Source organism: Arthrobacter sp. NPDC080031 (assembly GCF_040702485.1).
Lineage (GTDB): Bacteria > Actinomycetota > Actinomycetes > Actinomycetales > Micrococcaceae > Arthrobacter.
Genome location: NZ_JBFBLA010000008.1, coordinates 87,316 through 113,051 on the forward strand (window position 1 = coordinate 87,316; position 25,736 = coordinate 113,051).

Genomic DNA, 25,736 nt, shown 5'->3' on the forward strand with positions numbered 1-25,736 from the left:
CGTCAGCGATGGAAAGAGGAGAAATGCCTGAGACCGCAAACGGCGTAGCCGAGGCTTGGCTGGCGCAGTTCGAAGAGGCGCTGCACAGCAACAACACCGAGGCCGCATTGGAATTGTTCGAGGACGAATCGTATTGGCGCGACTTCGTCTCCTTCACCTGGAATTTGAAGACCCTCGAGGGCAAGCCCGAGATCAAGCGCATGCTGGACGCCACGCTCCCGGACGTGCAGCCAAGCAACTGGAAGCTCGCCGAAGATGCTACCGGCGATGCGGCCAACGTCGAAGCCTGGGTGGACTTTGAGACTGCGCAGGCTCGTGGCCATGCGCATCTTCGGCTGCGCAATGGCAAATGCTGGACCCTGCTCACCACGATGCAGGAACTCAAGGGTTTCGAGGAAAAGAAGGGCCCCAACCGGGAGCAAGGGGTGGCCCACCACATCAGCAAAGGCCGCAAATCCTGGCTCGAACTCAAGGAAGAGCAGGAAGCCAAGCTGGGCTACGAGGAGCAACCCAACACTGTCATCATCGGGGGCGGCCAGGGCGGGATCGGCCTCGGAGCGCGGCTGCGGAGGCTCGGAGTGTCCACCATCATCGTCGAGAAGAACGAGCGACCGGGCGACTCTTGGCGCAACCGCTACAAGTCGCTGCACCTGCACGACCCTGTCTGGTACGACCATCTGCCCTACATGAAGTTCCCGGACGACTGGCCCGTCTTCGCCGCTAAGGACAAAATCGGCGATTGGCTGGAGCACTACACCCGGATCATGGAACTGAACTACTGGTCCAAGACCGAGTGCACCAACGCCCGTTGGGACGCGGATCGGGGCGAGTGGGAAGTGAGCGTTATGCGCGACGGCGAACCAGTCACCTTGCGTCCGAAGCAGCTGGTGTTCGCCTTGGGCGTCTCCGGCTACCCGAACGTCCCCGTGTTTGACGGCGCCGAGAGCTTCCTCGGGCAGCAATACCATTCCTCCAAACACCCCGGCGGCGGAGACTGGACGGGCAAGAAGGCCGTAGTGATCGGCTCGAACAACTCGGCCCACGATATCTGCGCGGACCTCTGGGAACACGGCGCCGACGTCACCATGGTCCAGCGCTCTTCCACGCACATCGCTCGAAGTGAGTCCCTGATGGACCTGGCGCTCGGCGATCTCTACTCAGAAAAGGCACTCTCCAACGGAGTGACCACCGAAAAAGCAGACCTTCTCTTCGCCTCCTTGCCATACCGGATCTTGCCAGAGGCCCAGATCCCGGTGTACCAGCAGATGGCGGCGCGTGACGCAGAGTTTTACTCCCAGCTTGAGGCGGCCGGTTTCGACCTCGACTTTGGAGTGGACGGCTCGGGCCTGTTCCTCAAGTACTTGCGACGCGGATCCGGCTACTACATCGACGTCGGCGCCTCCCAGCTGATCATCGACGGACGCGTGAAACTCGCGAACGGCCAGGTCAGCAAGATCACGGGCAACGCGGTCGTGATGGCCGACGGCACCGAGCTCGAAGCCGACGTCATCATCTATGCCACCGGCTACGGCTCCATGAACGGCTGGCTCGCCGACCTCGTCTCGCCCGAGGTGGCGGACGCGGTCGGGAAATGCTGGGGATTCGGTTCCGACACCCCGAAGGACCCCGGTCCCTGGGAAGGGGAACTGCGCAATATGTGGAAGCCCACCAACGTGCAGAACCTCTGGATCCACGGCGGAAACCTGCACCAAAGCCGGCACTACTCCACCTACCTGGCGCTGCAGCTCAAGGCCCGGGCAGAAGGTCTGCCGACCCCGGTGTACGAACTCCAGCCATCGCACCACACGCGCTGAAAGGCGGTATTCCATGAAAGCTGCACGATTCCATGGTCAAAAGGACCTGCGGGTGGAAGACATTCCCGAACCGCCCCTCAGGCCTGGCGCGGTCAAGATCGGCATTGCCTGGTGCGGTATCTGCGGAACAGACCTGCACGAATTCCTGGAAGGCCCCATCTTCATTCCGCACGCAGGCCACCCCCACCCGCTCGCAGGAGAGGACTTGCCCGTGACCATGGGGCACGAGTTCTCCGGCACGGTCGAGGAGTTGGGCGACGGTGTTGTTGGCCTCGCGGTGGGGGACGGTGTGGTGGTGGAGCCCTACTTCGTGTGCGATGAGTGTGACCCGTGCAAAGCCGGGAACTACAACCTGTGCACCCGTATGGGATTCATCGGCCTCGCAGGAGGAGGCGGTGGTCTCAGCGAGAAGATCGTCGTGGACGCGCGCTGGGTCCACCCAGTGGGCGATGTCCCGCTGGACGAAGCCGCACTCATTGAACCTCTGTCGGTGGCCTATCACGCCGTCTCGCGGGCCGAGCTGACGGCGGGTGCGGTCGCCGTCGTCGGGGGTGCCGGGCCGATCGGGTTGCTGACCGCGGCGGTGCTGAAAGGACTCGGCGTCACCACGATCGTCACGGAGCTCTCGGCAGCCCGGAAGGACAGAGCGCTGTCCACGGGCGTTGCGGACTACCTCGTTGATCCGAGCGAAGAGGACGTCAAAGCACGGGTACTGGAATTGACTAACGGGGCCGGTGTGGACGCTGCCTTCGAATGTGCGGGCGTGAACGCCGTCCTGGACACGATGCTGGATGTCGTGAGGCCTGCCGGGGTGGTGGTCAACGTGTCCATCTGGGGCAGGCCCGCCACTGTGGATATGCAGAAGATCGTGCTCAAGGAGATCGACCTCAGGGGAACCATTGCGTATCGCGGAGATCATGCCGCCGCGATCCAACTTGTGCAGGAAGGCAAAGTGGATCTCAAACCGTTCATCACGGGTCGCATCGCGCTGGAAGACCTGGTGGACAAGGGCTTCGACGCCCTGATCAACCACAACGACACCGCTGTGAAGATCATCGTGCATCCTTAGTTTCCGCTTCCTTCTGCGGCAAAACACCCAGCGACGGCCGCACTCGGCCTTTCGGCAGGAGGCGGAGTGCCGCCGTCGTCGTCGTGTGATCCCCGTCTCAACAGGAATAGTTGCAGGCGCGTGGCAGTTGCCGCCAGTGGACCTGTTCCCGTTTGAAAGGCACTGCCCATGTTGTTTTCCCCTTTGACTCTCGGCGAGATTGAACTTCCCAACCGCTTGGTCATGGCGCCGCTGACCCGCCTCCGTTCAGGTGTCGAGGGTGTTCCCGGCCCGCTGGTTGTGGAACACTACCGGCAGCGTGCTTCCCTTGGTCTGATCGTTAGCGAGGGCACCTACCCCACTCCTGCAGGCCAGTCCTACCCCGGGCAGCCCGGCCTCGTCACGGAGGAACAGCTCGCAGGCTGGAAGAAGGTGACCGACGCTGTTCATGCCGAGGGCGGCCGCATTTTCGCCCAGGTTATGCACGGTGGCCGCGTTTCCCACCCGGACATCACCGGTGGTCACGAGATCGTGGCACCCAGTGCCGTGCCCATCGACGGCGAAGTCCGCACGCCGAACGGCAAGAAGCCGTACCCGGTGCCCCGCGAACTGAGCACCGATGAACTTCCCTCGGTAATCCAGGAAATCGTCACGGCATCCCGGAATGCCGTCGAGGCCGGATTCGACGGCGTGGAGCTGCACTCTGCGAATGGCTACCTGCTGCACGAATTCCTGGCACCCAACACCAACGTCCGCACTGACAGCTACGGTGGCTCCCCGGAAAACCGTGCACGCTTCGTGATCGAGACCGTCAACGCGGTGGTTGAAGCCTTGGGCGCCAACCGGGTCGGAATCCGGATTTCCCCAGAGCACTCGGTCCAGGGGATCGCCGAGACCGACCCCGCCGATGTCCGCGCCACCTATGAAGTCCTGGTGGACACCATCGCCTCGCTCAACCTGGCCTACCTCAGCATCCTCCACCACGATCCCAAGGGTGAGCTTGTCCAGGACCTGCGCGAGCGTTTCAACGGCACGTTCCTGGTGAACACCGGCTTCGGTGAAGTGACCACACTGGATGAAGCCGTGGCACTTGTGGCCGACGGTCACGCCGACGCGGTCGTGGTCGGCCGCCCCGCCATCGCCAACCCGGACCTCGCACGCAGGTGGCGTGAGGGCCTCCCGCTCAACGAGCCGGATCCGTCCACGTTCTACGGCGAAGGCGCCAAGGGGTACACCGACTACCCGTTCTACGCCAACTAGAACCCCCGAAACTCCGACGGCGGCACCTGCGAACGGTGCCGCCGTCGCGGTTTTAAGGCCTTTGCCGCTCTCGCCATCCCGATTTCCGTGCCATGGCGAGACATTCTGCTGGATCACTCGAGGTGGCACACTCTGGAGACCCCGAAATCACGGGGAATTTTCCTCGTTCGCGGGGAGTGATCCAGCAGAATCCGACGCGCGATCGTGCGGGAGAGGCTTCAGGGCCAGTAAGGCACGTCCTAAGCCGCCACGGGGGGACCATTCCTATAGGATTTGTCTATGAAACTCGCTTCCTCACGGGACCGTGCCCCCGGCCGACCCGTCAGCCGCCAGGTTCTCGCCGACCACGTCTACGAAGAACTTCTGGCCTGGCTCATGGACGGCCGACTCGAACCGGGAGCCGCGGTCAGCATTGACGGCACAGCCCGGGAATTGGACGTTTCCCCGACACCCGTGCGTGAGGCGTTGGCGAGGCTGGAGCATACAGGCATGGTCCGCCGAGTTGCGCTCAAGGGTTACAGGGTGGCCCCGGTTTTCACGCGCGAAGATTTTGCGGAGCTCATGGAGGCCCGGCTCGCGATTGAGCCAGTGAATGCCCGGCTGGCATGCAGCCGGATCACTCCCGAGGGTTTGGCGGACTTGCGAGGGGCCGTGCAGGACTTGGAGACGGCTCCCCGGGGCCCTTCTTTCGTGGAATTCCGGGACTATCTCGAGGCCGATGAGCGCTTCCATAAACTGATCGCCGAGCAGTCCGGCAACCAATTCATGCTCGCCGCGTACTCCGCGCTGGGCGGCCAAGTCCAGCGGTTCCGGCTGTTCGGGGGAGTAGGTATCACCGACGCAGACCAAGCCATTGCGGAACACCAAGCCGTGCTCGAAGCGCTGGCGAGCGGCGACCCGGAACGGGCCGAAGCCGCGATGGCCGACCATGTGCACAAGGTCCGGGCCCGGGCTATTGCCGACGCACCCGCTGACTAAGCTGCCAGGACGCTGCCGCAGGCACTGACCTCAGGGCTGAGCGGACATGGGGTGGCTGCCGCGGACGCTGCAAAGACCGCCCAATTGCCCCCCGGTGGCGGTGCAGTTCTCCTCCTTGTTGGGCTACAACCCCGTACAGACGCTCCTCGGACCGAAAGTGCTGAGCGCCCTTCCGACCGAGGACGCGGCCTTCCTGACGGGCCGCTCCTTCTTCTCGAGCCTGATTTCCCGCTCAAACGCGCAGCGAACCGGTGACACACTTCACAAACATATGTAAGACATATAGGATCTTCGATGATGCGCGGAACCCTCGTGTGAAGGTCGGGGCCAGCAAGTAGAAGACCAAATAAATATGTTGACAGTCTTGCCTAGATAGTAAATCCTATAGGAAACAGGATTCCACGAAGGAGTGAAAACTATGGCTTACACCGCCGAAACCTGGCCCATCACCGCGGCCCTGCTCCAGTTCCCCGGCACAGACGCCACGGGACAGCACATCAACGACGCCGATGCTTCCGCTTGGGCCGAGGTCCTGCAGGAAGTCAAGGACGCAGGATTTGCCAACGCAGACCTCACGGACAGCTGGGTCCGTCCGGGGGACCTCAGCAAGGAACGCCTCGCCGAGTTCAAACAGACCGCAGAGCACGTTGGCATTGGCATCCCGGTCATCTCGGCCATCCGCCGCAGCGTCATCCACACCCGCGACTGGGCCGAGAACCTGGCGTACAGCCACCGGACCATCGACGCCGCAGCCGAACTAGGGTGCGAGGTTGTTTCCTTCGGACTCCACCAGGCCATCACCGCCGAGCAGCAAAAGCAGCTGTGGTTCTGGACGGTGGAGGGCTACAAGGATCCGGTCGGGGACAAGGAAGCCTGGGGCAACGCGGTCACACGCTTGCGGGAACTCGGTGAGCACGCCGCGGAAGCCGGCATCCTCTTGTCCCTCGAAATGTACGAGGACACCTACCTCGGCACTGCCGATTCCTCGGTCCAGTTGGTCCAGGACATCGGGCTCGCCAACGTAGGCCTCAACCCGGACCTCGGCAACCTGATCCGCCTCCACCGTCCCATCGAGGACTGGCGCGAGATGGTGGCCAAGACCCTGCCGTACTCCAACTACTGGCACATGAAGAATTACATCCGCGACGAAGACGTGGCCCGCGACAGCTACATCACTATGCCTGCACCGATGGAGAGCGGCCTTATCAACTACCGCGAAGCCTTCAAGCTCGCGCTTTCGGTGGGCTTCCAAGGCATCCTGTGCACCGAGCACTACGGCGGCGACGGGCTCAGCGTCACGGCCAGCAACCAGGAATACCTCCGCCGACAGGTCCTCCCGAAAACCGAAAACTACGTCCTCGGCCAGAGCCAGGTCGCCCAGGGCCGGCAGCAGCCTTCCGGTCGAACCGAGTCCGGGTCCACCCAGCCAGTAGCCTCCCAACTGGCTGGAGTCTAGGACCATGACAAGGATCTTCGACAACCCCGCAGACTTTGCGGACGATGCGCTGGACGGATTCGTAGCCGCCAACCGCGGCTATGTTGCCCGGGTGGACGGCGGAGTGGTCCGGTCCACCGAAGTCCCTACCGGGCAGGTCGCCTTGGTGGTGGGCGGCGGCTCGGGGCACTACCCCGCTTTCGCGGGACTGGTCGGGCCAGGCCTGGCAACCGCCTCGGCGTGCGGCAACATGTTTGCTTCCCCGGCGGCGGGCCAGGTATATCGGGTGGCCAAAGCAGCCAACGCCGGGGGCGGAGTCCTGCTCAGCTACGGCAACTACGCAGGAGACGTGCTGCACTTCGGCCAGGCCCAGTTGCGGCTCAACGCGGAGGGCATCGAGACCCGTACCGTGACTGTCACCGACGACATCGCCAGCGCTCCGTTGGACCAGATCGAAAAGCGGCGGGGAATCGCGGGCGATCTCACGGTCTTCAAGATCGCCGGCGCCGCGGCCGAAGCGGGACTGGACCTCGACGCCGTCGAGCGCTTGGCGATCAAGACGAACTACCGCACACGCTCGCTGGGCGTGGCCTTCGACGGTTGCACCCTTCCGGGCGCCTCGGATCCGCTGTTCCATGTACCGGCCGGCCAGATGTCCCTCGGTCTGGGCATCCACGGCGAGCCGGGCATTTCCGAGCACAAAATGCCGACGGCGTCCGAGCTCGCCGAACTGCTCGTCTCCAAGCTCCTCAACGACAAGCCCGACGACGCCGGAAACCGCGTGGTGGCCATCGTCAATGGCCTCGGCACGGTCAAGTATGACGAACTCTTCCTGCTCTTCGGCAAGATCGAGAAGCTCCTCGGCAAAGCAGGACTCACGGTAGTGGAACCCGAGTGCGGGGAGCTCGTGACAAGCCTGGACATGTCCGGTCTTTCGCTGACGCTGCTGTGGTTGGACGAGGAGCTTGAGCAGTATTGGGCTGCACCCGCGGACACCCCCGCCTTCCGCAAGGGCAACCTCGCGGCCCGCCGGCCCCGCAACCAAGCGAGCGTCACCGCCGTGGACGAGTTCGACGTCGAGCAGCCCACCGAAGCTGCTGCCGAACTGGGGCGGCAGGCCGTGGCGGTGCTCGCCCAGGTGCGGGACGTCGTCGTCGAGCATGAAGAAGAACTCGGCAAGCTGGACGCGATTGCCGGCGACGGCGACCACGGCATCGGCATGCGACGCGGCGTGGAGGCCGCTTTCACCGCAGCCGAGACGGCAATCGGAGCCTCGGTCGGTCGGGTCCTGACGGCGGCAGGGGAGGCCTGGAGCGAACGCGCCGGCGGTACCTCGGGCGCTCTGTGGGGCTCGGCGATCATTGCGGCCGGGCAGGCGCTCGGCAACAAGGCGGGTTACTCGGGCGAGGACGCGGCGGCCGCCGTCACTGGCTTTGTGGACGCGATCACGGAGCTCGGCAAAGCCGAACCTGGCGACAAGACCATGGTGGACGCGCTGCTGCCGTACCGGGACGCGTTCCTCACAGAGTTCGACGCCGGAGCCCCGGTTGACCGGGCCCTCGCGGCTGCTGCTGCGGCGGCCGAGTCCGCGGCAGCTGAGACAGCGCGTTTGCGTCCGCTCAAGGGCCGGGCGCGTCCGCTCGCCGAGAAGAGCCTGGGCCACCCTGATCCTGGCGCGGTCTCCTTCGGGCTGATCACGGCAAGGATCTCACAACATATCGATTCACAACTGGGCGGTTCACAGCCGGCGCTCCCGGCAGGAAACGGAGTTCAAGCATGAGTACATCAGAGGGCTGGCGGATTGTCGTCGGCAATGACGAAGCCGGCGTGGAATACAAGCAGGCGCTCGTGGCGCTGCTTGAGGCCGATCCCCGGGTGGCGTCCGTAACCGACGTTGGCGTCGGCGCCAACGACTCCACGGCCTACCCGCACGTTGCCGTGGATGCGGCGCGCAAAGTTGCGGAGGGCGAAGCAGACCGTGCCCTCTTGATCTGCGGAACGGGCCTTGGTGTGGCCATCGCGGCCAACAAGGTTCCCGGAATCCGGGCCGTCACCGCGCACGACAGCTACTCCGTTGAGCGCTCGGTCCTGAGCAACAACGCCCAGGTCCTGACCATGGGACAGCGGGTGATCGGCTTGGAACTGGCCAAGAAACTGGTGGACGAATGGCTGGGCCACCACTTTGACGAAACATCACCTTCCGCCGCCAAGGTGGACGCCATTTGCTCCTACGAGCCCGATTACACAAAGGCAGTGTGACATGACTGAAACCCAGAAAACCCCGGCGGCCACGACGGCGGCCCGGAAGATCGCCGTCGTCGGCTCCGGTTACATGGGCGGCGGGATCGCGCAGGTCCTGGCCCTCGGCGGGGCACGCGTGGCGTTGGCGGATGTGTCCGCGGAAATCGCGCAGAAGAACTACGACCGCCTGCTCGTGGAGTCGGATGAATTCGTGGCCGCGGGCCTCTTTCCGGAAGGGTCCACGGCAATCCTGAAGGCCAATCTGTGGGCGGCCAAGGACATCGAAGAGGCCGTGGCGGATGCCGACTTCATCGAAGAAGCCGTCCCGGAGGTCCTCGACATCAAGCACAAGACCCTGGCCCGCATCAGCGCCGCCTCCCGTCCTGACGCCTTGATCGGCTCCAACACCTCCACGATCTCCATCGCCGATCTCGCCGAAGCCGTGGCACGTCCGGAGCGGTTCCTGGGCGTCCACTTCTCCAACCCCTCTCCGTTCATTCCCGGCGTCGAGATCATTCCCCACGCCGGCACCACGCCGGAGACCGTGGCGGCTTCCCGGGAACTGGTCCACGCGGCCGGCAAGCAAACCGCTGTGGTGAAGGACGTCACGGGCTTCGTGCTCAACCGGCTGCAATACGCTCTTTTCCACGAGGCTGCGCAGCTGGTGGAGCAGGGGATCGCAACAGCCGACGACGTCGACACCCTGGTGCGTACGACGTTCGGCTTCCGTTTGCCGTTCTTTGGTCCGTTCGCGATCGCCGACATGGCCGGACTGGACGTCTACGACTTCTGCTACAAATCCCTGCAGACCGGATTCCCGGAGCGCTTCGCCACCCCGAAGATCCTGAGCGACCTCGTGGAGGCAGGAAAGCTCGGGACCAAGACCGGGGCAGGTTTCCTCAACGTCCCTGCGGAACGCATCCCGGAACTCATCGCTTACCGGAACAAGGCCTACGTGGCCATGCAGAAGCTCCTCGACGAGCTCGGCCCGGCACCCATCAACTAGTCCCGACATTCACAGGAGAATACTCATGAGCATCTTCCCCGCGGAACGAACCGCGATTGTCACCGGCGCCGTTTCCGAGCGCGGCATCGGCCGGGCTACCGCCAACTACCTTGCAGCACAGGGCTGGAACATCGGCATCATCGACCTCGACGACGCACTCTGCAAGTCCACCGCCAAGGAAATCGCCGCCGAATACGGCGTGCAGGCCTACGGCGTGGGCGCCAACGTGGCCGACGAAGCATCCGTACGCTCCGCGATCGACACCCTCGAAGCCGAGTTGCCGCAGATCGTGGCCCTCGCCAACGTCGCCGGCGTCAGCTCGCCGATTCCGTACCTGGAACTCGAGCCAGCCGAATGGAACCGTGTCCTGGACATCAACCTCAACGGCGTCCACTTCGCCACCCGCCGCGTGGCCGAATCCATGGTCAAGAACCGCATCGGCCGCATCGTGAACATCTCCTCGGTCTCCGCACAGCGCGGCGGCGGGACGTTCTCCAAGACCCCGTACTCGGTAGCCAAGGCCGGCGTCATCGGCCTGACCCGTGCCACCGCCCGGGAACTGGGGGAGTACGACATCACGGTCAACGCCATTTCTCCCGGCCCGATCGACACCGACATCATGGGCGGCACCCTCAGCCAGGAACGCAAGGACGAACTCACCAAGGACCTCGTGGTGAACCGCGTGGGCTCCACGCGGGACATCGCCGCCGCCATCGCCTTCCTCATCAGCGAGGACTCCGGTTACATCTCGGGCCAGACGCTGAACGTCGACGGCGGCTTGTACATGCACTAATCCGTACCTGCACTAATCCCGTACCTGCACTAATCCCGTACCTGCACTGATCCCGAATGCTTGAAACCTGACTACTCAACACTGATTACTCATCTGTCCTTACTCAACGAGGAGTTTCGATGTCCCTTGCCACTTCATCCACGAAGGAGATGCTGGATTCGCCGATCCTGAAATCGGCGATCCGCAAGGCTGCCACCCGGCTCATGCCGATGCTGGTCATCCTCTATGTGGTTTCCTTCCTTGACCGCACCAATGTCGGTTTCGCCGAAGCTGCACTCGGCGCCGACAAAGGCGTCTCGGCCGGGGCGTTCGCGCTCGGTGCCGGTATTTTCTTCATCGGTTACGCGATCTTCGAAATCCCCAGCAACCTGCTCCTCAAGAAGGTGGGTGCGAAGGTCTGGCTCGCCCGTATCGCGATCACGTGGGGCATCGTCTCGGCCTGCTTCGCGTTCGTGCAGGGTGAGACGTCCTTCGTGATCCTGCGGTTCCTGCTCGGCGTGACCGAGGCCGGCCTGTTCCCGGGCGTCATCATGTACCTGGCCGAGTGGTTCCCGAACAAGGTGCGCGTGCAGATGTTCGCGATCTTCTACCTCGCCCAGCCGTTCTCGCAGATGATCGGCAACCCGCTCTCGGGCTGGCTCATCAACATCGGCGACCAGCTTCCGGGCGTCCGTGGGTGGCAGGTCATGTTCTTCATCGAGGGCATCCTGGCCGTGCTCGCTGGCGTTGCGGCGTTCTTCTTCCTGATCAACGGCCCGGAAAAGGCCAAGTTCCTCAACGTCGACGAGAAGTTCGCGCTCAAGGAGATCATGACCCAGGAGGACACTGTCAAGGATGAAAGCGGGCCGCGGGGCGTCTTTGCGGCGATGCGCAACGGCCGCGTCTGGTACTTCACGCTCATCTACTTCTGCCTGCAGATCGCCGTCTACGGCGTCACCTTCTTCCTCCCGCAGCAGGTTTCCTCGCTGACAGGCCAGAAGGTGGGCCTCGCCGTCGGCCTCCTGATCGCGGTTCCGTGGTTCTTCGGGATCTTCTCCTGCTACCTGATCGGCCGGGCAGCCAACACGGTCGCAAAGCGCCGCACGTTCGGCACGGTGCTGTTCGTCTCGACGGGGCTGTGCATCCTCGGTTCGGCCTGGGCCGGGACCAACCACCAGCCGGTGCTCGGGCTGATCTTCATCACCCTCGCAGTGTGCAGCTTCCTCGCTGTCGGGCCGGTTGTCTGGGCGTACCCCACGGCATTCCTTGCCGGTTCCGCAGCCGCGGCCGGCATTGGCCTGATCAACTCGCTGGGCAACCTGGGCGGTTTCGTGGCTCCGATTCTGCGTACCGCGGTCAACAGCGCCACGGCAGACCCCACCGGATCCGCCGGGGTCTACGCGCTCGGAATCCTGCCCTTCCTGGCGGCCGCCATGATGTATGGCACCCGGGCATTCAAGAACAAGGCCGACGACCTTCTGGGCAAGTAGACCGTTGTACATCGGGGTCAGCACCAAGATGTACATGGGCTACCGGCACAGCATGTCCTGGCTGGAGCAAGTGCGAAGTGAAGTGGACGCCCGTCCGGCCCTGGCGGCCGGGCGGGTGGTCCCGTTTGTGATCCCGTCGTTTCCCGTGTTGCCCGACGCGGCCCGGATACTGGAGGGCTCTCCGCTCCTTCTGGGTGCGCAGAACTGTGGCTGGGCCGAGGGGCCGTGGACGGGTGAAGTGTCACCGCCGTTGCTCGCGGAGCTGGGTGTGCGGCTCGTGGAGATCGGACACGCTGAACGACGCCGGCACTTCGCCGAGGACGACTCCGTGGTCGCATTGAAGGTCCGGGCCGCGGTGGATGCAGGATTGACTCCCTTGCTGTGTGTCGGCGAGGAGGCCGTCGCCGAGCCGGCGGTGTCGGCGTCGTTCGTGTTCCAGCAGATCTCGGCAGCGGTGCGGGAGGACTGGGAGAAAGCGGCCCGACTGGTTATTGCGTACGAACCGGTGTGGGCGATCGGCGCTGCCGAACCGGCCGGCGCAGCTTACGTGTCCGACGTCGTCGCTCACTTGCGAGTCTTGCTCGCCGAGCGTGGCCTCGCCGGGCTGCCGATCATTTACGGTGGCTCGGCCAAACCGGGCCTCCTGCCCGAGCTGCGGGGTGTGTCCGGGCTGTTCCTAGGCCGCTTCGCCCACGACGCCGCGAACTTCGGGGCGGTCTTGGACGAGGCGCTACGCCTACCCAACTGACTCGCAGTTGTTGTCGTTTTCAGCCGTCATAACGACAACTAATGCGAGTCAGTTGGGCCGCCACGCTGGCACAGTCCGACAAAACCGCCCAGGTGCTCCAGCCCTTCCGGCTGTGTCGGCAGGTAGTTGGTCAGTTCCGGTGAGCGCACGACGACGGCGCGCCACTGACCGCGCGACACCGCCACATTGATCCGGTTGCGCGAGAGCAGGAAGTCCATGCCGCGCGGAACCTCGGCGGCAGCCGACGCAGCCATGGACACGATCACCACGGGGGCTTCCTGGCCTTGGAACTTGTCCACGGTCCCCACCCGCACACCGCGGAGTCCAGCCGCCCTCAGTTCGTGCTGGATGAGCTGCACTTGGGCGTTATAGGCAGCCACCACGAGGATGTCCTTTTCGAGCAGCGGCCGCTCTTCGGCTGATTCGCGCGGGTCCAGCCAAGCCAGTCCCAGGTGCGCCCTGACTTGGCGGACTACCTCCGCAGCCTCTTCGGGAGACTGCGTGGAATTGCCGCTGTGCGGGACGTAGACACACTCGACGCCGGCCCGGACTCCGGAGAGCCGCCGCCCGGAAGCAGCCGGTGCCGAATGCAGCCGACCATCGTAGGACAGCTCCGACACCGCAGCGCACAGATCCGGGTGCATGCGCCACGACGTCGCGAGGAAGTAGCCGAGCTCCGCGGGCAGCGTGTGCAGGCCGTGGGCCAGCCAGCCGAGGGCAGACTCATCCACGGGTTCCGGGTGCTTGCCCTGGGTGACTTGGGGAAGTTGCTGCGGGTCGCCAAGGAGCAGCAGCCGCTTCGTTGCCCGGCTCACGGCGAGCGTGTTGGCGAGCGAGAACTGACCGGCCTCGTCGATCACCAGCAAGTCCAGGGAACGGGCGGGCACGGAGCTTCCCGTCATAACCCAGGCGGTGCCGCCGATGAGGCAACCGCCTGGTGCGGCGAGGAGGCGGGCGACGTCCTTATCCTTGCGCCGGCTCCACGGCACGTCGCCATCGTGCTTCATATCCTTGGCGACAACGTCGGGATTCACCCCGGCCCCAATTGCCGTGCAGAGCATGTTCTCAATCATGGCGTTCGATTGGCCCACTACCCCGACCTTCCAACCTTTCACCACCAACCGGGCCACGACGCGTGCGCCGACATAGGTCTTCCCCGTGCCGGGAGGGCCTTGGACTGCGACGTAGGAATGGTCGAGGTCGTTGACTGCGGCTGTCACGGCATTGACATACCCCTCGTCTCCGGGTTCGACCACGGGCAGGGCCCCAAGGCTTTTCAGCCGGGGCGGGATGCGGCGCAGCAGGTCCAAAGCCGGGTCCTTCGGCCATGACGGCAGGTTGGAGCGTACCTCGATGGCCAGTTCCGAGAGGGCCGCGCGCTGACCTTTTGTGTTGACGGGAGCATCCGGCGCGAGCGCCATGGGCAGCTGCTGGAAAGGGGAGGTTTTGCTGGGCAGGATCTCCCGGACCAGAACCGTGTCGCCGGTTTCCTTGCCGGCTTGGTCCTCTCCGGCTCCGTCAGCAGGGCCGTAACCGCCGACCTCCAGGATTTCGGTACCCCCTGCACCTGACCTGCCCTGGGCACTAAACGCCTTGCCGTCGAACGCCTCCGGCACCGGTGGACCGTACATCCGGAAGTACGTCTTACCGGATCCGAAGCCTGATCCTTCGGCTGCGCGGCCGAAGAGCAGCACATCCCTTGAGGGGTTCCGCTTTCCAGGCAGTACGGCCCAATCACGCACCACTTCGCCGCCTTCCACGATGAAGCAGTCCCTCGTGTCTTCCCATTCGGAGACCGGCCGGTCCAGGCGGTCGAAGTGTCCCCACCAGAATTGCTTGTCCTCCCGCCGGTGAAAGCCAACCGCGGCCGCCACTATGGCCACCGCCCGGTTGTCGTCGGAGCGGAGGGAATCGTCCGGCAAGTCCGCGAGGTAGTCGAGGAGGGCTGTTTCCTCGGGCGCGGCCTCGTACTTGTCCGGCGCGGTCTCCGCGGGCAGTTCGGGTCCCGAAGCGGCCGGAAAACCGGGCTCAATGGAGCGTTCCGCTGCCAGGCCCAACAGCCAATTCCGCAGTTCCAGGGTGGAGAGGCAGTCGTATTCGTTGTAGTCGGAAATACCCGCGAGGATCGTTGCCGCCTCATCTTCGCGGTTCGCGTCCCGGGCCGTGCAGTAATTGGCGTAGGCAACCACGGAGGCTCCGGCGTCGGTCACGTCACCCGAGCGCAGATGTTCTCCCATATACAGAGGCTCGAGTTTCTTGATGCTGTAGGAGTCTTCGGAGATGCGGATGCTGTGCCGAACGGTGTCGTAGAGGTCCACCAGCACGCCTTCGCGGAGAAGGTTGTCCACCGCGGCCTCGCCCACAGTGTGGATGACCGACAGGTTCCGCAGCGCGGTCTTCTCGTAGGCCGCGTAGTGGTAGATCCGCATGTCCGGATACTTCATGCGGCGTTCTTCCACGTAGTCGAGGAACTCGATGAACGCTTGCCGTTCCTCAGCCCGGGAATGTGCCCAGAACGGCTTGAACACCGGAGTTCCGCCCGGCTCGGTCGGATTTTCGATGACCCCGAACAAGTACTCCAGTCCCCAGCGGCCGGTTACCGGGTCTTGCCACAAGGGGTCTCCCTCGAAGTCGAAGAAGATGTCCCCCGCGTCTGGCCGGGGGAGCCGGGCCAGGGAATTGGGCTCCAGAACGGAATAGCTGATGCTCTTCGCGGTGCCCGTCTTGTCGGTGTAATTGACGGTGCCATCGGGCGTGGCTATCCCGGTTTGCAGTCGGGCCTGTTCCTGCAGGCGCCGTGTGGCGGAATCCGCGGCGTCGGGCATCTCGGCAAGGGCGTCAATGGTGAAAATGCCGTTTTCCATAAGCTTCTTGCGCCGGGTGATTCTCATGCCCGCCACCATGAGCAGATCCCGGTGGACCCGCACTTGCTCCTTGCAGTAGTCGCAGCGACCGCATGCGGTGACCCCGGGCTCGCCCCATTGGATAGGCTCCAGCCGCGATCGGTGTGCGCCCGTCAATGCAAGGAAGCGGTCCCGGCGTTCGCGGTATACCGGCAGGACATCGGCGAGCCGGTGGTTGCTGTGCACATAGTCGAAGCCGGCCCGGCCGTCCGGCACCCCAGCGTCGCGCTGGATGGTGGCCCCGAGGACAAGGGTCAGATCCGGGGCCGGAGTGATTCCCGCCTTGAGCAGCTGCTCACCATAGGCCGCCAGCTGCAACAGCGCAGTGACCTTGGCGTGGCGGGCGAGCTTGGTGTCGTACACCGCGTAGCTGCCGTCCGGCTGCTTGACGAGGAAATCGGACCGTCCGTGAAACTGACCGTCGAAGAATGCCGCCTGGAAGACCACATCCGCACCGGACCGCAACGCCTCGATGGATTCCGCATGCTTGGCCTGCAGGGTGGCGCGGTCCATGAATTCGGCGGGAACGACGTCGAACACGCCCGTGTGCGCAAGCGGATCCCAAGCGCCGAACTCGGCCACGAAACGGTCCAGCACCCTGTGCTCGTGAACGTCGCCCAGCGCGGCGGTCCGTTCCAGCATTTCGTCGACGTCGAACGCCGCCTTCTGTGAGAGGCCCAGCTTCTCATCCAACTTGCGCAGCAACTGGTACTCGCACGTGGAGGCCGTGACGAGGTCGCTGGCGGAAAACACCAAATCCTGCTGGTGCCCTGCAACTTCTGAATCGAGAAAAAACACCGTGCCCCCATACCGTTGAGCTGATGAAGCCAAGCTATCAGTGCGGTCCGACAAGAAGGAGAGCCCCGGCGCTACGCTGGTCCAAACGCAAAAGGGACACAGCACCGCCGCCCCAACCGATCCCCATTTCCCGGAAAGCAGGCTCCGAATGACCCAGTCTGACGCCTCAACCTCCCACGACCCCGCCTTCGAAGCCGCGTACCGGGCCGCCCAAAAGAGCCTTCACGAAGGCGGCATTCCCATCGGCGCGGCGCTCGCACGCGGTGGCGTGGTGATCGCGAGCGGGCACAACGAGCGCGTCCAGAACGGCGACCCCATCGCGCACGGGGAAATGTCGGCTCTTCGCGCAGCCGGCCGGCAGAAAAGCTACCGGGACACCACCCTTTACACGACCCTCGCGCCGTGCGCCATGTGCACGGGCACCATCATCCAGTTCAAGATCCCGCGCGTGGTGGTGGGGGAGTCCCGCACGTTCGGCGGCGAATTCGAGTTGTTGCGGTCCCGGGGCGTAGAGGTTGTGGTCCTCGATGACCAGCGGTGCGTGGACATGATGCGCACCTTCCAGGAAGAGAATCCGGAACTGTGGGCCGAGGACATCGCCGAGTAAATCCGGCGGGAGCAACAAGTAATCCGGCAGAGCAAACAGCATCTGGCCACAGCCAAAGCCCAAGCGTAGGCTGACAGCATCGGCGTCGGTGCCGGGGGTCCGCGTCGATACCCAATCGATCAAGGAGGACTCATGAGTGTTGTGCGCGAATTCATGACCACCAATGCCCAGTGCGTCAAAGAAGAGCAGTCGCTGCGTGACGCGGCTGTCCTGATGCGCGACCTGGACGTCGGTTCGCTGCCGATCTGCGGCAACGATGGAAGACTCAAGGGATTCATCACTGACCGCGACATTGTGGTCAGGTGCGTTGCTGAGGGACTGGATGCTGACCGGCTGACCGCGGCAGATCTGGCCCAGGGCACGCCGATCTGGATCGATGCGGATGCCAGCGTCGATGCCGCCATCGACCTGATGGAAAAGCACCAGATCCGGCGCCTTCCGGTCATCACCGACCACAAGTTGGTGGGCATCATCAGCCAGGGCGATATCGCCCGCAACTACACCGAGGAGCGCGTAGGCGAATTGGTGGAGCACATCTCCGCCAAGACCCCCATGGCGCAACAGGGCTAACCGCAACTTTCGCATCCATCAAGTGCCACGGCCCTCCGGCCGTGGCGCTTCCGTATGTGGTGGTTAAGAAGTCCCAGAAGCTAGAGAAACGCTTCCCGCCCGGTGCCTTCACGCATCACCAGTTCCCCGTCCTCGATGGATACCAGCAGGCTCTTTGCCTTTCCATGCAGTTTCTTGCTTGCGCTCAACTGCCGGCTGGTGACCTCGACGCCTACGGTGGATCCCTTCGCGGGCAACTCCACCGAGATCTCCGCCGCCATCCCCAGGATCTCCCTGGTCGATACGTCGCGCTCGTGGTGGGCCTCTTTGTGGTTGACGGTGACTTCTACGTCATCTGCATCAAAGCCGTCCTGCAGGATGATGAGCAGTTCTTGCATGATGCGCCTCTTCCTTGAGTAGCATTCCTGACCGGATCAACGGCGGCTCTTTCCACTACAGCACTCCGTGCCGTCTTTAGGTAGGGCAAAATGTCAGAGTGACTCATCTTCCCCAGCACCAGTCAGCAGACGCCGCCATCCACGCCCTGATCGCCGAAGAACTCGGCGTGAAGTCCTGGCAGGTCAAGGCCGCGGTTGACTTGCTCGACGCCGGATCCACCGTTCCGTTTATCGCCCGGTACCGCAAGGAAGTCACCGGGACGCTCGATGACACCCAGTTGCGCGAACTCGAGGAACGCCTCCGGTACCTGCGGGACCTCGAAGACCGCCGTCGAACGGTCCTTGAGGCGATTGCCGCGCAAGGCAAGCTGACTCCGGAACTGGAGGCCGCCGTCGTCGGGGCCGATACCAAGTCCCGGCTCGAAGACATCTATCTGCCCTTCAAGTCCAAGCGCCGCACCAAAGCGCAGATCGCCGGCGAGGCCGGCCTCGAACCGCTCGCCGATGCGCTGCTCGCGAACCCGCAGTTGGAGCCTGAGCGTGAGGCCGCCAAGTACCTCAACGCCGAGCACTCCATTGATGATGCCGCCGCGGCGCTCGCCGGCGCCCGCTCGATCCTCGTGGAGCGGGTCTCCCAGGACCCCGATCTCGCCGAGACGCTGCGCGAGCGGTTGTGGACGCAGGGTCGGATGGTTTCGCGTGTGAAAAAGGGCAAGGAACTCGAGGGGCAGAAGTTCAAGGACTACTTCGAGTTCTCCCAAGTGCCTTCCGGGATGCCCGGCCACCGCGTGCTCGCGCTCTTGCGAGGCGAGAACGACGGCGTCCTGGAGCTTGATCTCGCCGAGGCAGAACCGGCCGACGACGACGCCCTGGCCGCCGCGCGCGGCCGGTACGAGAACGCCGTGGCCAAGTGCCTCGGGGTTGCCGAGCGTGGCCGGCCCGCCGATTCGTGGCTTGTCCAGACGGCACAGATCGCGTGGCGCTCGCGCATCCTGGACCGGCTGAGCAATGATCTGCGCGGCCGCATGTTCGCGCAGGCCGAGGACGAAGCCGTCCGAGTCTTCGCCGCCAACCTCCGCGACGTGCTCCTCGCCGCCCCGGCCGGAAACCGCGCCACGCTGGGCCTGGACCCGGGACTGCGGACGGGCGTGAAGGTGGCCGTCGTCGATGGCACCGGCAAAGTCGTGGCCACCGATACCGTCTATCCGCATGCCCCGGCAAAGAAGTGGGACGAGGCCTTGGCGACGCTGGAGCGTTTGGCGCGGCAGCACGGCGTCGAACTCGTCGCGATCGGCAACGGCACGGCGTCGCGCGAGACGGACAAGCTAGCCGTTCAGCTCATCAAGTCGCTGGCAGCATCCGGCGGTCCAACGTTGCAGAAACTCGTGGTGTCCGAGGCCGGCGCCTCCGTGTACTCGGCATCCGCGCTCGCGGCCGCGGAACTGCCGGGCATGGACGTGTCCTTGCGCGGAGCCGTTTCCATCGCCCGACGCTTGCAGGATCCGCTGGCCGAATTGGTGAAGATCGAACCGAAGTCGATCGGAGTGGGACAGTACCAGCACGACGTCACGGCGGCGAAGCTGGACCGTGCGCTGGACGCCGTCGTCGAGGACTGCGTGAATGCGGTGGGCGTGGACGTGAACACGGCGTCGCCCGCGCTCCTGGCGCGGGTGGCCGGCGTCGGGCCGCTCTTGAGCGAGAACATTGTGGCGTACCGCAACGAGAACGGGCCGTTCGCCAAGCGGGCCGACCTCAAGAAGGTGCCGCGGCTGGGTGCGAAGGCGTTTGAGCAGTGCGCGGGCTTCCTGCGCATCACCGGGGGAGCGGAACCGCTCGATGCGTCCAGCGTCCACCCGGAAGCGTATTCGGTGGCTCGTAAGATCGTCGCCGCAGCCCGCGGCGCTGCCGTGTCCTCGCTGGATCCTCAGGCCTTCGTGGACGGGACGTTCGGCCTGCCCACCGTGCGCGACATCATGTCCGAGCTCGAAAAGCCGGGCCGCGACCCGCGCCCAGCGTTCGCCGCGGCGACGTTCTCCGAGGGCATCGAGAAGATCTCCGACCTCAAGCCCGGCATGATCCTGGAGGGCACTGTCACCAATGTGGCGGCGTTCGGGGCTTTCGTGGATGTCGGAGTGCATCAGGACGGCCTGGTCCACGTGTCGGCGCTGTCCAATAAGTTCGTGTCCGATCCCCGCGAGATCGTGAAATCCGGACAAGTCGTGCGCGTGAAGGTCCTGGAGGCCGATCCCGAGCGGAAGCGGATTTCACTCACCCTCAGGCTCGACGACGAACCCGGCACCGCGGGCGGGTCCGGTTCGCGAAGCAGCGGGCGTGACCGTGGCTCGCGCGGCGCCGAGCCTGAGCGCGGCGAGCGGCGCAATGGGGGCGAGCGAGGGGATCGTGGGCAGAAGCGCCCAACGCCGCAGGCTGGACAGGGCTCGAAGGGGGTTCCCGCGAAGGCAGCTCCCCAGGCGCCGGTCAACACGGCCATGGCGGAAGCGCTGCGCCGCGCCGGGTTGGGGAAGTAGCCGCGCTCTCTTAGCCACTTCGTGGGTGCGGGCCGACAGCTGCGTTCCGGAACGCAGCCGCCGGCCCGCACGCACGATTTCGACTGCGCCGGTACTGGGAAGGTTGGGCCGCCTACGGTGCGGGTGTCCTTTTCTCGGCAGGAGGGGTGATCATTTCCTGTGGATAAGGTGAAAACCACGCCTTGGTTGGCCATCGTCACGACCCAGTTGGTTGCGGCGCTTGGGCTCCTGGCGTTGCTTGTTCGATTCGACGCCCGCTGGTATGACTACATTTGGGTTGTCGCCTTGGTGGCCTATGAGATCTTGGTTATCCGGGCGCTCGTCCGTCGGCAGAATAGGTAGCCGCAACGACGAAAACGACGGCGGGGCCCGGGCGCCTTACCTCGGGAACCCGAGCGGCTCTGGGGGCGAGCGAGCTACTCGTGCGTCACGAAGTCGGTAATGCCGGGTGGGCTTCCGAGCCTGGGGCGGGAGCCTTCTGCCACGGCCAACGCCCGGTGATCTCAAGCTCGATGGAGAAGCTCAAGAACGTCCGGATCAGCACGATGACCGCCAGCACCCCCACGCTCTCAAAGGTGGGGGTGACGGCGACGGTACGAATGATGTCCGCGGCCACCAGAAATTCGAGGCCAAGCAGGATGGATCGTCCCAGAAGCTGCCTGTAGGAGCGGTACGCCGAAAGCGGCGCCGAGCTTGCCGGCAGGCGTTTGGGCTTGTAACCGCGCAGGGCAAGAGGGACCGACGCGATGGCGCCCACAACCATCACGGCGACTCCCGCAAAGTCCATGTATCGGCCGACCGCTTCGATGATTTGCTGGAAATCCATGCCGGGCTACGGGGCCGGGATCGGGAAGAACGCCCGCGGATCCTGCAACAAGGCCGGGTAGTCGAAGTCCGTGCGGTCGATGATCTTGGTGACCTCGAAGTTGCGACCGAAACGGCCGTCTTCCAGGGTGATCGGCCGACCGAGGACCTTGCCCAGGGCAAACTTGGCACCGCCCTCGACGGGGACGAGGACAGGCGTGTTGCCGGGGAGCGTCCGGAAGGCCTCGTCCTGGCGCTGGCGGTTGCGGGTAGGCTTCTTCACCAGCTGCTTCGGGGCCTTGCGGGCGGTCTTGCCCGGGCGGCGGGACGTTTCCGAGGCGTACACGAATTGGTAACCGTCGCCGTCGCTGTTGGCGGCTTTGGCCTTGCCTGCTACCGGCATCCCCACTTTGTCGATCTTTTCGGGGTCAACGTCGCTCACCGGGGCGCGAAGCACCCAGATGAAGTCGTCGTAGGGGTCTTCGGGAATGAATTCGTGCCGGGGCTCGGGCCACAGGTACTCGAGGTCCTTCGGAGTGTCCGGGAAGAGCTCGGCGTAGAAGCGTGGCTCTTTCTGGAGCAGCTTGGAGCGGTGGCTCAGGTGGAAATCGGCGTCGCCCAGCCACGGCGGCATCGGGATCTTGGAGGCATAGTCCGGGTGGGCTGCCTGCGGAGCGAACTCGGTGATGCTGGCGCGGGTGTTGTCCGGATTGCCTCGGGCGACCCATTCGTCCACCATGGCCAGGCCGTAGAGAGTGAGCGCGGGAACGTAGCCCATCCACATGCGGATAGCGGGGTGGGAGGGCCGGCCGAACTCGGGGATCACGAGTGCGCGGAGGATCTGCAGTGCTTCGACACGCTGCTTGCCAAGCCTTGCGGTGTCCAAGACGGCAGCACTTTGCTTGAAATCGGGGAACGGGAGGAAGGTCTGCATCCTTTCAGTTTGGGGGGCCAACGGCGTAGATCCAAGTTGAGGCGGTGTGGTCTTCCCCTCGCTTGTGCTATCGGGGCCCGGAACACCGCTTTGCCGGGCGTGCAAATGGGGCGCGTTCAGTATTCGTCCTACTCTTGTCGGGTGGAAACTTTTGGCGAATCGACGACGACGGCGGCACCCCCGGTTGCCGAACTGCACCTACATATCGAGGGGACACTTCAGCCCGAGCTGATTTTCGCGCTCGCGGAACGGAACGGGATTGAGCTTCCGTACGCGGATTTGGACGAGCTGCGCGCGCGGTACGAGTTCACGGACCTGCAGTCATTCCTGGATCTGTACTACGCCAACATGGCCGTGTTGCGCACCGAGCAGGATTTTGCGGACATGACCAGGGCTTATTTGGCACGCGCCGCAGCCGGTGGAGTGCGGCACGTCGAGGTCATGATGGATCCGCAGGCGCACATTTCGCGCGGGGTGGCGTTGGAGACGTGCGTGAACGGTGTGGCGTCCGCACTCGCGACGTCGGTGGAGGAGTTCGGCGTCTCGACGCTCCTGATTGCCGCGTTCCTGAGGGACCTGTCCGAGGAATCCGCACTGGAGGTTCTGGAACAGCTTCTTGCGATGAAGGCCCCGATTGCCGGGATCGGCCTCGATTCGGCCGAGGTGGGCAATCCGCCGTCGAAGTTCGAGCGGCTGTACCGCCGTGCCGCGGAGGCCGGACTGCGACGGATCGCGCACGCGGGAGAGGAAGGGCCGGCTTCCTATGTGTACGAGGCCCTCGATCTGCTCGGCGCCGAAAGGATCGATCACGGCATCCGCTGCATGGAAGATACGGCACTTGTCGAGCGGCTAGTGGCCGAACAGGTTCCGTTGACCGTGTGTCCGCTATCGAACGTCAGGCTGCGTGCCGTGGACACCCTGGCTGATCACCCTTTGCCCGCGATGTTGGCCGCCGGGCTGAATGTCAGCGTGAACTCGGACGATCCGGCGTACTTCGGCGGCTACGTGGACGACAATTTCGAGCAGCTTGTCGCCGTGCACGGGTTCTCTGTCGGGGACCGGGCGCGCCTGGCCGCGAACTCCGTGCGTTCATCGTTCGCGGACGAGGTACGGAAGGCCGAACTGTTGGCCGAGGTTTCGGAATGGGAGAAGGCTTCAAGGCAGTAGGGGAGATACGAGAGTACTCCAACCGCGAGCTACTGACCGGTACCCGAGAGCACCCCATCACTTGCGAGTCGTTTGGGCGTAATAGTGGGTCACGACACACGCTGTTTACCTGGAACAGTCGCCAGAATTTACAGAATATTGGCAGACTGCTGAAGGAATGTTCGCCGTTGAAGGAGACCCAGTGGCCAAGTCCACCGTCGAAAAAAGCAGTGCCCGCCTCAAGACCGTCCTGGACGTCTTGGCTGAGGGAACGTGGTCCGAGAAGTCGTTGAATGCCGGCGAGATCCTGGCAGAGGCGATTGTCCGTGTCCCGCTGGATGAGTACGAAAGTGAGCTGCTCAGTGGAGGCATTCCACGCGGCCACAAGAGCCTGACCACCGAGACCGCGAAGCTGGTCAAGGCCGGCTGGCTGGTCAAAGGCCGTTCGGGCTGGACCATCACCGACGACGGGCTTCGTGCCACGGTCGCGTTCGCCAAGCCGGATGAGTTCGTCACGGCGCTGGCCGAAGGCACCCCCGTCCCTGCAGACACTCCACTTCCCACGGCCCCCGTCAAGAAGGCCGCCGCGAGGAAGCCGGCAGCAAAGAAGGCTCCCGTTGCGGAAAAGGCACCTGTAGCGAAGGCAGCCGCCAAAGCAGCGCCTAAGAAAGCTGCCGCACCCAAAGCGGCTGCCGCCGTCGAGAAGCTCGAGCAGCCAGCCGCCGTCGCGATCGCTGGTGACTTCAACACGATTCTCGGCGCGCCGGAGGACTGGGCTCCACAGTACGAAGAAGTGCAGATGAAGTTCAATTCCCGTCGTAAGGTGTGGACCCTCGCCGCCACGCTGCCTGCCGGTTTCTACACCTACAAGATCGCGCTCAACCGCTCGTGGGACGAGAACTACGGCGCGTTCGGCGTGCGCGACGGTGCCAACCACGAGCTACACCACGACGGCGGCAAGATCACCTTCACGTACGACCACGCCACGCACGATATCGTCACGGCCTAGCCGTAGTTCCAGGGTTTTCTCCAAGTCCGAATTTCGACTTGGAGAAAACCGGGGAACAAAGCGCACCGGCTCCGAGGTTAGGGTAAGTCAACAGGACCTGATCGAGGAGCTAGCGATGACCGATGCCACCTTCCGCCACAACGTTGACCGCGAGCGCTACGAGGTGCTCGCTGATGGACACGTGATCGGGAAGGCCGCGTACAAAGCGTACGACGACGGCGGGTCCCCTCAGCGGATTTTCTACCACACCGTGATCAACGAGGAATACGGCGGACAAGGGCTTGCGGGCAGGCTCGCCGAGGTGGCCCTCAAGGAGACAGTGGGAGAGGGACTCGGAATCGTGCCGGTGTGCCCCTTCATCAAGAAGTTCCTCACCAAGCACCCTGAATTCGCGGCGAACGTGACTGCCCCGACGCTGGCGCATTTGGAGTACCTCAACGCGGCTCTCGCCCCGGCTGCCAGGGCCTGAAAGCGGCGGGCGGCACCGCCGTCGAGCCTCATGAATACATCAATGAACCCGGGGTCGTGAGAACCTCGCCAGTCTCCAGCCAGGTCTTGAGGCCGGAGAGGATCATCGGCCAACCGCCGTAGATCTGTTCATTGCCACCTTCGCGAAGGTCGCTGTGGGTGACGGTCAGGTGGCAGGAGTCGCCGACGGGTTCGATCTCCCAGGTGACACGTGATGTGCCCTCGGCTTTGACGTCCTCGCCCCATAGCGCGCGCATGGTCTGAACGAGCCTGCGCGGGGGATCGACCTCCACGTTTTCGCCTTCGCCGAGGACCATTCCGTTGGCCTTGGGATTGTGCATCTCGTAGTGCCCGCCCGGTGTCCAGTCGGCAATGTGGGTGTTGCCGAACTGGTACTTGCTGCGGGTGTCGCTGTCCGTGATGGCTTCCCAAAGCCGCTCCGGCGTGGTCTTGATGTAGATTTCGAAGATCTTTTCCACGGGACTTTCCAATCTGGTTTTGAGGTCGCTCAACGCAGCGGCCCATGGTTCTGCATATTTGCTCACCCAGCGGTCGTGGACGAGCCTGATGGGTACCGGATTCAGGTAATGGAGCTTTTCGCGACCACGACGGCGGGTCACAACCAGCCCGGCTTCCTCAAGGATCTTGAGGTGCTTCATGATCCCGAAACGGGTCATGTCGAACCGAGCTTCAAGCGCGCCCAGCGTCTGCCCGTCCTCGCGGAAGAGCTCGTCGAGCAGTTCCCTGCGGGTGGGGTCGGAGAGTGCCTTGAAGACGGCGTCCATGGATTCAGAATAGGT

At 64.2% G+C, this 25,736-nt stretch carries 23 protein-coding genes; 18 read left to right on the plus strand and 5 right to left on the minus strand.

The features are described 5' to 3' along the window. Positions 1-23 precede the first annotated feature (23 nt). The 11 genes from AB0323_RS08595 to AB0323_RS08645 all read left to right on the plus strand — a co-directional run bounded on the left by AB0323_RS08595 (position 24) and on the right by AB0323_RS08645 (position 12,792). Positions 24-1,814 (plus strand): NAD(P)/FAD-dependent oxidoreductase, encoded by a 1,791-nt coding sequence (locus AB0323_RS08595; RefSeq protein ID WP_366176941.1) that lies wholly within the window; start codon positions 24-26, stop codon positions 1,812-1,814. A 13-nt stretch (positions 1,815-1,827) separates the two neighbouring features. Beyond that, the gene (locus tag AB0323_RS08600; protein ID WP_366176942.1) at positions 1,828-2,883 is read left to right on the plus strand and encodes a 2,3-butanediol dehydrogenase; all 1,056 of its coding nucleotides are present in this window, start codon (positions 1,828-1,830) and stop codon (positions 2,881-2,883) included. A 168-nt stretch (positions 2,884-3,051) separates the two neighbouring features. Next, a complete protein-coding gene (locus AB0323_RS08605) occupies positions 3,052-4,122 on the plus strand; it encodes an alkene reductase (RefSeq protein WP_366176943.1) in 1,071 nt (356 codons plus the stop codon). 279 nt (positions 4,123-4,401) lie between these two features. Next, complete coding sequence (locus tag AB0323_RS08610) at positions 4,402-5,100, plus strand: GntR family transcriptional regulator (RefSeq protein WP_366176944.1); 699 nt, start codon at positions 4,402-4,404, stop codon at positions 5,098-5,100. 418 nt (positions 5,101-5,518) lie between these two features. Next, on the plus strand, positions 5,519-6,556 hold the full coding sequence (locus AB0323_RS08615; protein ID WP_366176945.1) for a sugar phosphate isomerase/epimerase family protein: 1,038 nt from the start codon (positions 5,519-5,521) through the stop codon (positions 6,554-6,556). A 4-nt stretch (positions 6,557-6,560) separates the two neighbouring features. Next, a complete protein-coding gene (gene dhaL, locus AB0323_RS08620; RefSeq protein WP_366176946.1) occupies positions 6,561-8,315 on the plus strand; it encodes a dihydroxyacetone kinase subunit DhaL in 1,755 nt (584 codons plus the stop codon). Then, positions 8,312-8,794 carry a ribose-5-phosphate isomerase gene (locus AB0323_RS08625; RefSeq protein WP_366176947.1) on the plus strand — a complete coding sequence of 161 codons (483 nt, stop codon included), beginning with the start codon at positions 8,312-8,314 and terminating at the stop codon, positions 8,792-8,794. Before dhaL ends, AB0323_RS08625 begins: the two co-directional genes overlap by 4 nt. Position 8,795: 1 nt before the next feature. Further along, on the plus strand, positions 8,796-9,782 hold the full coding sequence (locus AB0323_RS08630) for a 3-hydroxyacyl-CoA dehydrogenase family protein (RefSeq protein WP_366176948.1): 987 nt from the start codon (positions 8,796-8,798) through the stop codon (positions 9,780-9,782). 25 nt (positions 9,783-9,807) lie between these two features. After that, complete coding sequence (locus AB0323_RS08635; RefSeq protein WP_366176949.1) at positions 9,808-10,575, plus strand: SDR family oxidoreductase; 768 nt, start codon at positions 9,808-9,810, stop codon at positions 10,573-10,575. Between the two features lie 119 nt (positions 10,576-10,694). Further along, complete coding sequence (locus AB0323_RS08640; RefSeq protein ID WP_366176950.1) at positions 10,695-12,044, plus strand: MFS transporter; 1,350 nt, start codon at positions 10,695-10,697, stop codon at positions 12,042-12,044. After that, the gene (locus AB0323_RS08645) at positions 11,995-12,792 is read left to right on the plus strand and encodes a triose-phosphate isomerase family protein (RefSeq protein WP_366176951.1); all 798 of its coding nucleotides are present in this window, start codon (positions 11,995-11,997) and stop codon (positions 12,790-12,792) included. Before AB0323_RS08640 ends, AB0323_RS08645 begins: the two co-directional genes overlap by 50 nt. Positions 12,793-12,830: 38 nt before the next feature. On the opposite strand, the gene AB0323_RS08650 is transcribed toward AB0323_RS08645, so the two are convergent. Then, a complete protein-coding gene (locus AB0323_RS08650; RefSeq protein WP_366176952.1) occupies positions 12,831-16,493 on the minus strand; it encodes a TM0106 family RecB-like putative nuclease in 3,663 nt (1,220 codons plus the stop codon). 148 nt (positions 16,494-16,641) lie between these two features. Here AB0323_RS08650 and AB0323_RS08655 point away from each other — a divergent pair, with 148 nt between their 5' ends. Beyond that, on the plus strand, positions 16,642-17,100 hold the full coding sequence (locus AB0323_RS08655; RefSeq protein WP_366176953.1) for a nucleoside deaminase: 459 nt from the start codon (positions 16,642-16,644) through the stop codon (positions 17,098-17,100). A 132-nt stretch (positions 17,101-17,232) separates the two neighbouring features. Continuing rightward, positions 17,233-17,670 carry a CBS domain-containing protein gene (locus tag AB0323_RS08660; protein WP_364539708.1) on the plus strand — a complete coding sequence of 146 codons (438 nt, stop codon included), beginning with the start codon at positions 17,233-17,235 and terminating at the stop codon, positions 17,668-17,670. 80 nt (positions 17,671-17,750) lie between these two features. On the opposite strand, the gene AB0323_RS08665 is transcribed toward AB0323_RS08660, so the two are convergent. After that, a complete protein-coding gene (locus AB0323_RS08665) occupies positions 17,751-18,047 on the minus strand; it encodes a hypothetical protein (protein ID WP_364539705.1) in 297 nt (98 codons plus the stop codon). Between the two features lie 98 nt (positions 18,048-18,145). Here AB0323_RS08665 and AB0323_RS08670 point away from each other — a divergent pair, with 98 nt between their 5' ends. Together AB0323_RS08670 and AB0323_RS08675 are read left to right on the plus strand one after the other, a co-directional pair. Continuing rightward, on the plus strand, positions 18,146-20,575 hold the full coding sequence (locus AB0323_RS08670) for a Tex family protein (protein WP_366176954.1): 2,430 nt from the start codon (positions 18,146-18,148) through the stop codon (positions 20,573-20,575). Between the two features lie 159 nt (positions 20,576-20,734). Beyond that, entirely contained in the window at positions 20,735-20,917 is a 183-nt protein-coding gene (locus tag AB0323_RS08675) for a hypothetical protein (protein ID WP_366176955.1), read from the plus strand. Positions 20,918-21,002: 85 nt separating this feature from the next. On the opposite strand, the gene AB0323_RS08680 is transcribed toward AB0323_RS08675, so the two are convergent. Next, a complete protein-coding gene (locus AB0323_RS08680; protein ID WP_366176956.1) occupies positions 21,003-21,401 on the minus strand; it encodes a DUF1622 domain-containing protein in 399 nt (132 codons plus the stop codon). A 6-nt stretch (positions 21,402-21,407) separates the two neighbouring features. Further along, positions 21,408-22,313 carry an MSMEG_6728 family protein gene (locus tag AB0323_RS08685; protein ID WP_364542899.1) on the minus strand — a complete coding sequence of 302 codons (906 nt, stop codon included), beginning with the start codon at positions 22,311-22,313 and terminating at the stop codon, positions 21,408-21,410. 141 nt (positions 22,314-22,454) lie between these two features. Between AB0323_RS08685 and AB0323_RS08690 the strand changes: the two genes are divergently transcribed. The 3 genes from AB0323_RS08690 to AB0323_RS08700 all read left to right on the plus strand — a co-directional run bounded on the left by AB0323_RS08690 (position 22,455) and on the right by AB0323_RS08700 (position 24,937). Continuing rightward, complete coding sequence (locus tag AB0323_RS08690) at positions 22,455-23,480, plus strand: adenosine deaminase (RefSeq protein WP_366176957.1); 1,026 nt, start codon at positions 22,455-22,457, stop codon at positions 23,478-23,480. 181 nt (positions 23,481-23,661) lie between these two features. Next, entirely contained in the window at positions 23,662-24,468 is an 807-nt protein-coding gene (locus tag AB0323_RS08695) for a glycosidase (RefSeq protein ID WP_366176958.1), read from the plus strand. A gap of 115 nt (positions 24,469-24,583) precedes the next feature. Beyond that, entirely contained in the window at positions 24,584-24,937 is a 354-nt protein-coding gene (locus tag AB0323_RS08700) for a GNAT family N-acetyltransferase (RefSeq protein WP_366176959.1), read from the plus strand. A 28-nt stretch (positions 24,938-24,965) separates the two neighbouring features. On the opposite strand, the gene AB0323_RS08705 is transcribed toward AB0323_RS08700, so the two are convergent. Then, positions 24,966-25,721 carry a metalloregulator ArsR/SmtB family transcription factor gene (locus AB0323_RS08705; RefSeq protein WP_366176960.1) on the minus strand — a complete coding sequence of 252 codons (756 nt, stop codon included), beginning with the start codon at positions 25,719-25,721 and terminating at the stop codon, positions 24,966-24,968. Positions 25,722-25,736: the final 15 nt, after the last annotated feature.

Excerpts from the sequence above, each read along its gene's own strand:
- dhaL (WP_366176946.1), top strand. The coding sequence starts at position 6,561 with ATGACAAGGATCTTCGACAACCCCGCAGACTTTGCGGACGATGCGCTG.
- AB0323_RS08665 (WP_364539705.1), bottom strand. The coding sequence starts at position 18,047 with ATGCAAGAACTGCTCATCATCCTGCAGGACGGCTTTGATGCAGATGAC.
- AB0323_RS08625 (WP_366176947.1), top strand. The coding sequence starts at position 8,312 with ATGAGTACATCAGAGGGCTGGCGGATTGTCGTCGGCAATGACGAAGCC.
- AB0323_RS08605 (WP_366176943.1), top strand. The coding sequence starts at position 3,052 with ATGTTGTTTTCCCCTTTGACTCTCGGCGAGATTGAACTTCCCAACCGC.
- AB0323_RS08685 (WP_364542899.1), bottom strand. The coding sequence starts at position 22,313 with ATGCAGACCTTCCTCCCGTTCCCCGATTTCAAGCAAAGTGCTGCCGTC.
- AB0323_RS08645 (WP_366176951.1), top strand. The coding sequence starts at position 11,995 with ATGGCACCCGGGCATTCAAGAACAAGGCCGACGACCTTCTGGGCAAGT.
- AB0323_RS08595 (WP_366176941.1), top strand. The coding sequence starts at position 24 with ATGCCTGAGACCGCAAACGGCGTAGCCGAGGCTTGGCTGGCGCAGTTC.
- AB0323_RS08655 (WP_366176953.1), top strand. The coding sequence starts at position 16,642 with ATGACCCAGTCTGACGCCTCAACCTCCCACGACCCCGCCTTCGAAGCC.
- AB0323_RS08635 (WP_366176949.1), top strand. The coding sequence starts at position 9,808 with ATGAGCATCTTCCCCGCGGAACGAACCGCGATTGTCACCGGCGCCGTT.
- AB0323_RS08705 (WP_366176960.1), bottom strand. The coding sequence starts at position 25,721 with ATGGACGCCGTCTTCAAGGCACTCTCCGACCCCACCCGCAGGGAACTG.
- AB0323_RS08610 (WP_366176944.1), top strand. The coding sequence starts at position 4,402 with ATGAAACTCGCTTCCTCACGGGACCGTGCCCCCGGCCGACCCGTCAGC.
- AB0323_RS08660 (WP_364539708.1), top strand. The coding sequence starts at position 17,233 with ATGAGTGTTGTGCGCGAATTCATGACCACCAATGCCCAGTGCGTCAAA.
- AB0323_RS08680 (WP_366176956.1), bottom strand. The coding sequence starts at position 21,401 with ATGGATTTCCAGCAAATCATCGAAGCGGTCGGCCGATACATGGACTTT.
- AB0323_RS08615 (WP_366176945.1), top strand. The coding sequence starts at position 5,519 with ATGGCTTACACCGCCGAAACCTGGCCCATCACCGCGGCCCTGCTCCAG.
- AB0323_RS08640 (WP_366176950.1), top strand. The coding sequence starts at position 10,695 with ATGTCCCTTGCCACTTCATCCACGAAGGAGATGCTGGATTCGCCGATC.
- AB0323_RS08700 (WP_366176959.1), top strand. The coding sequence starts at position 24,584 with ATGACCGATGCCACCTTCCGCCACAACGTTGACCGCGAGCGCTACGAG.
- AB0323_RS08600 (WP_366176942.1), top strand. The coding sequence starts at position 1,828 with ATGAAAGCTGCACGATTCCATGGTCAAAAGGACCTGCGGGTGGAAGAC.
- AB0323_RS08630 (WP_366176948.1), top strand. The coding sequence starts at position 8,796 with ATGACTGAAACCCAGAAAACCCCGGCGGCCACGACGGCGGCCCGGAAG.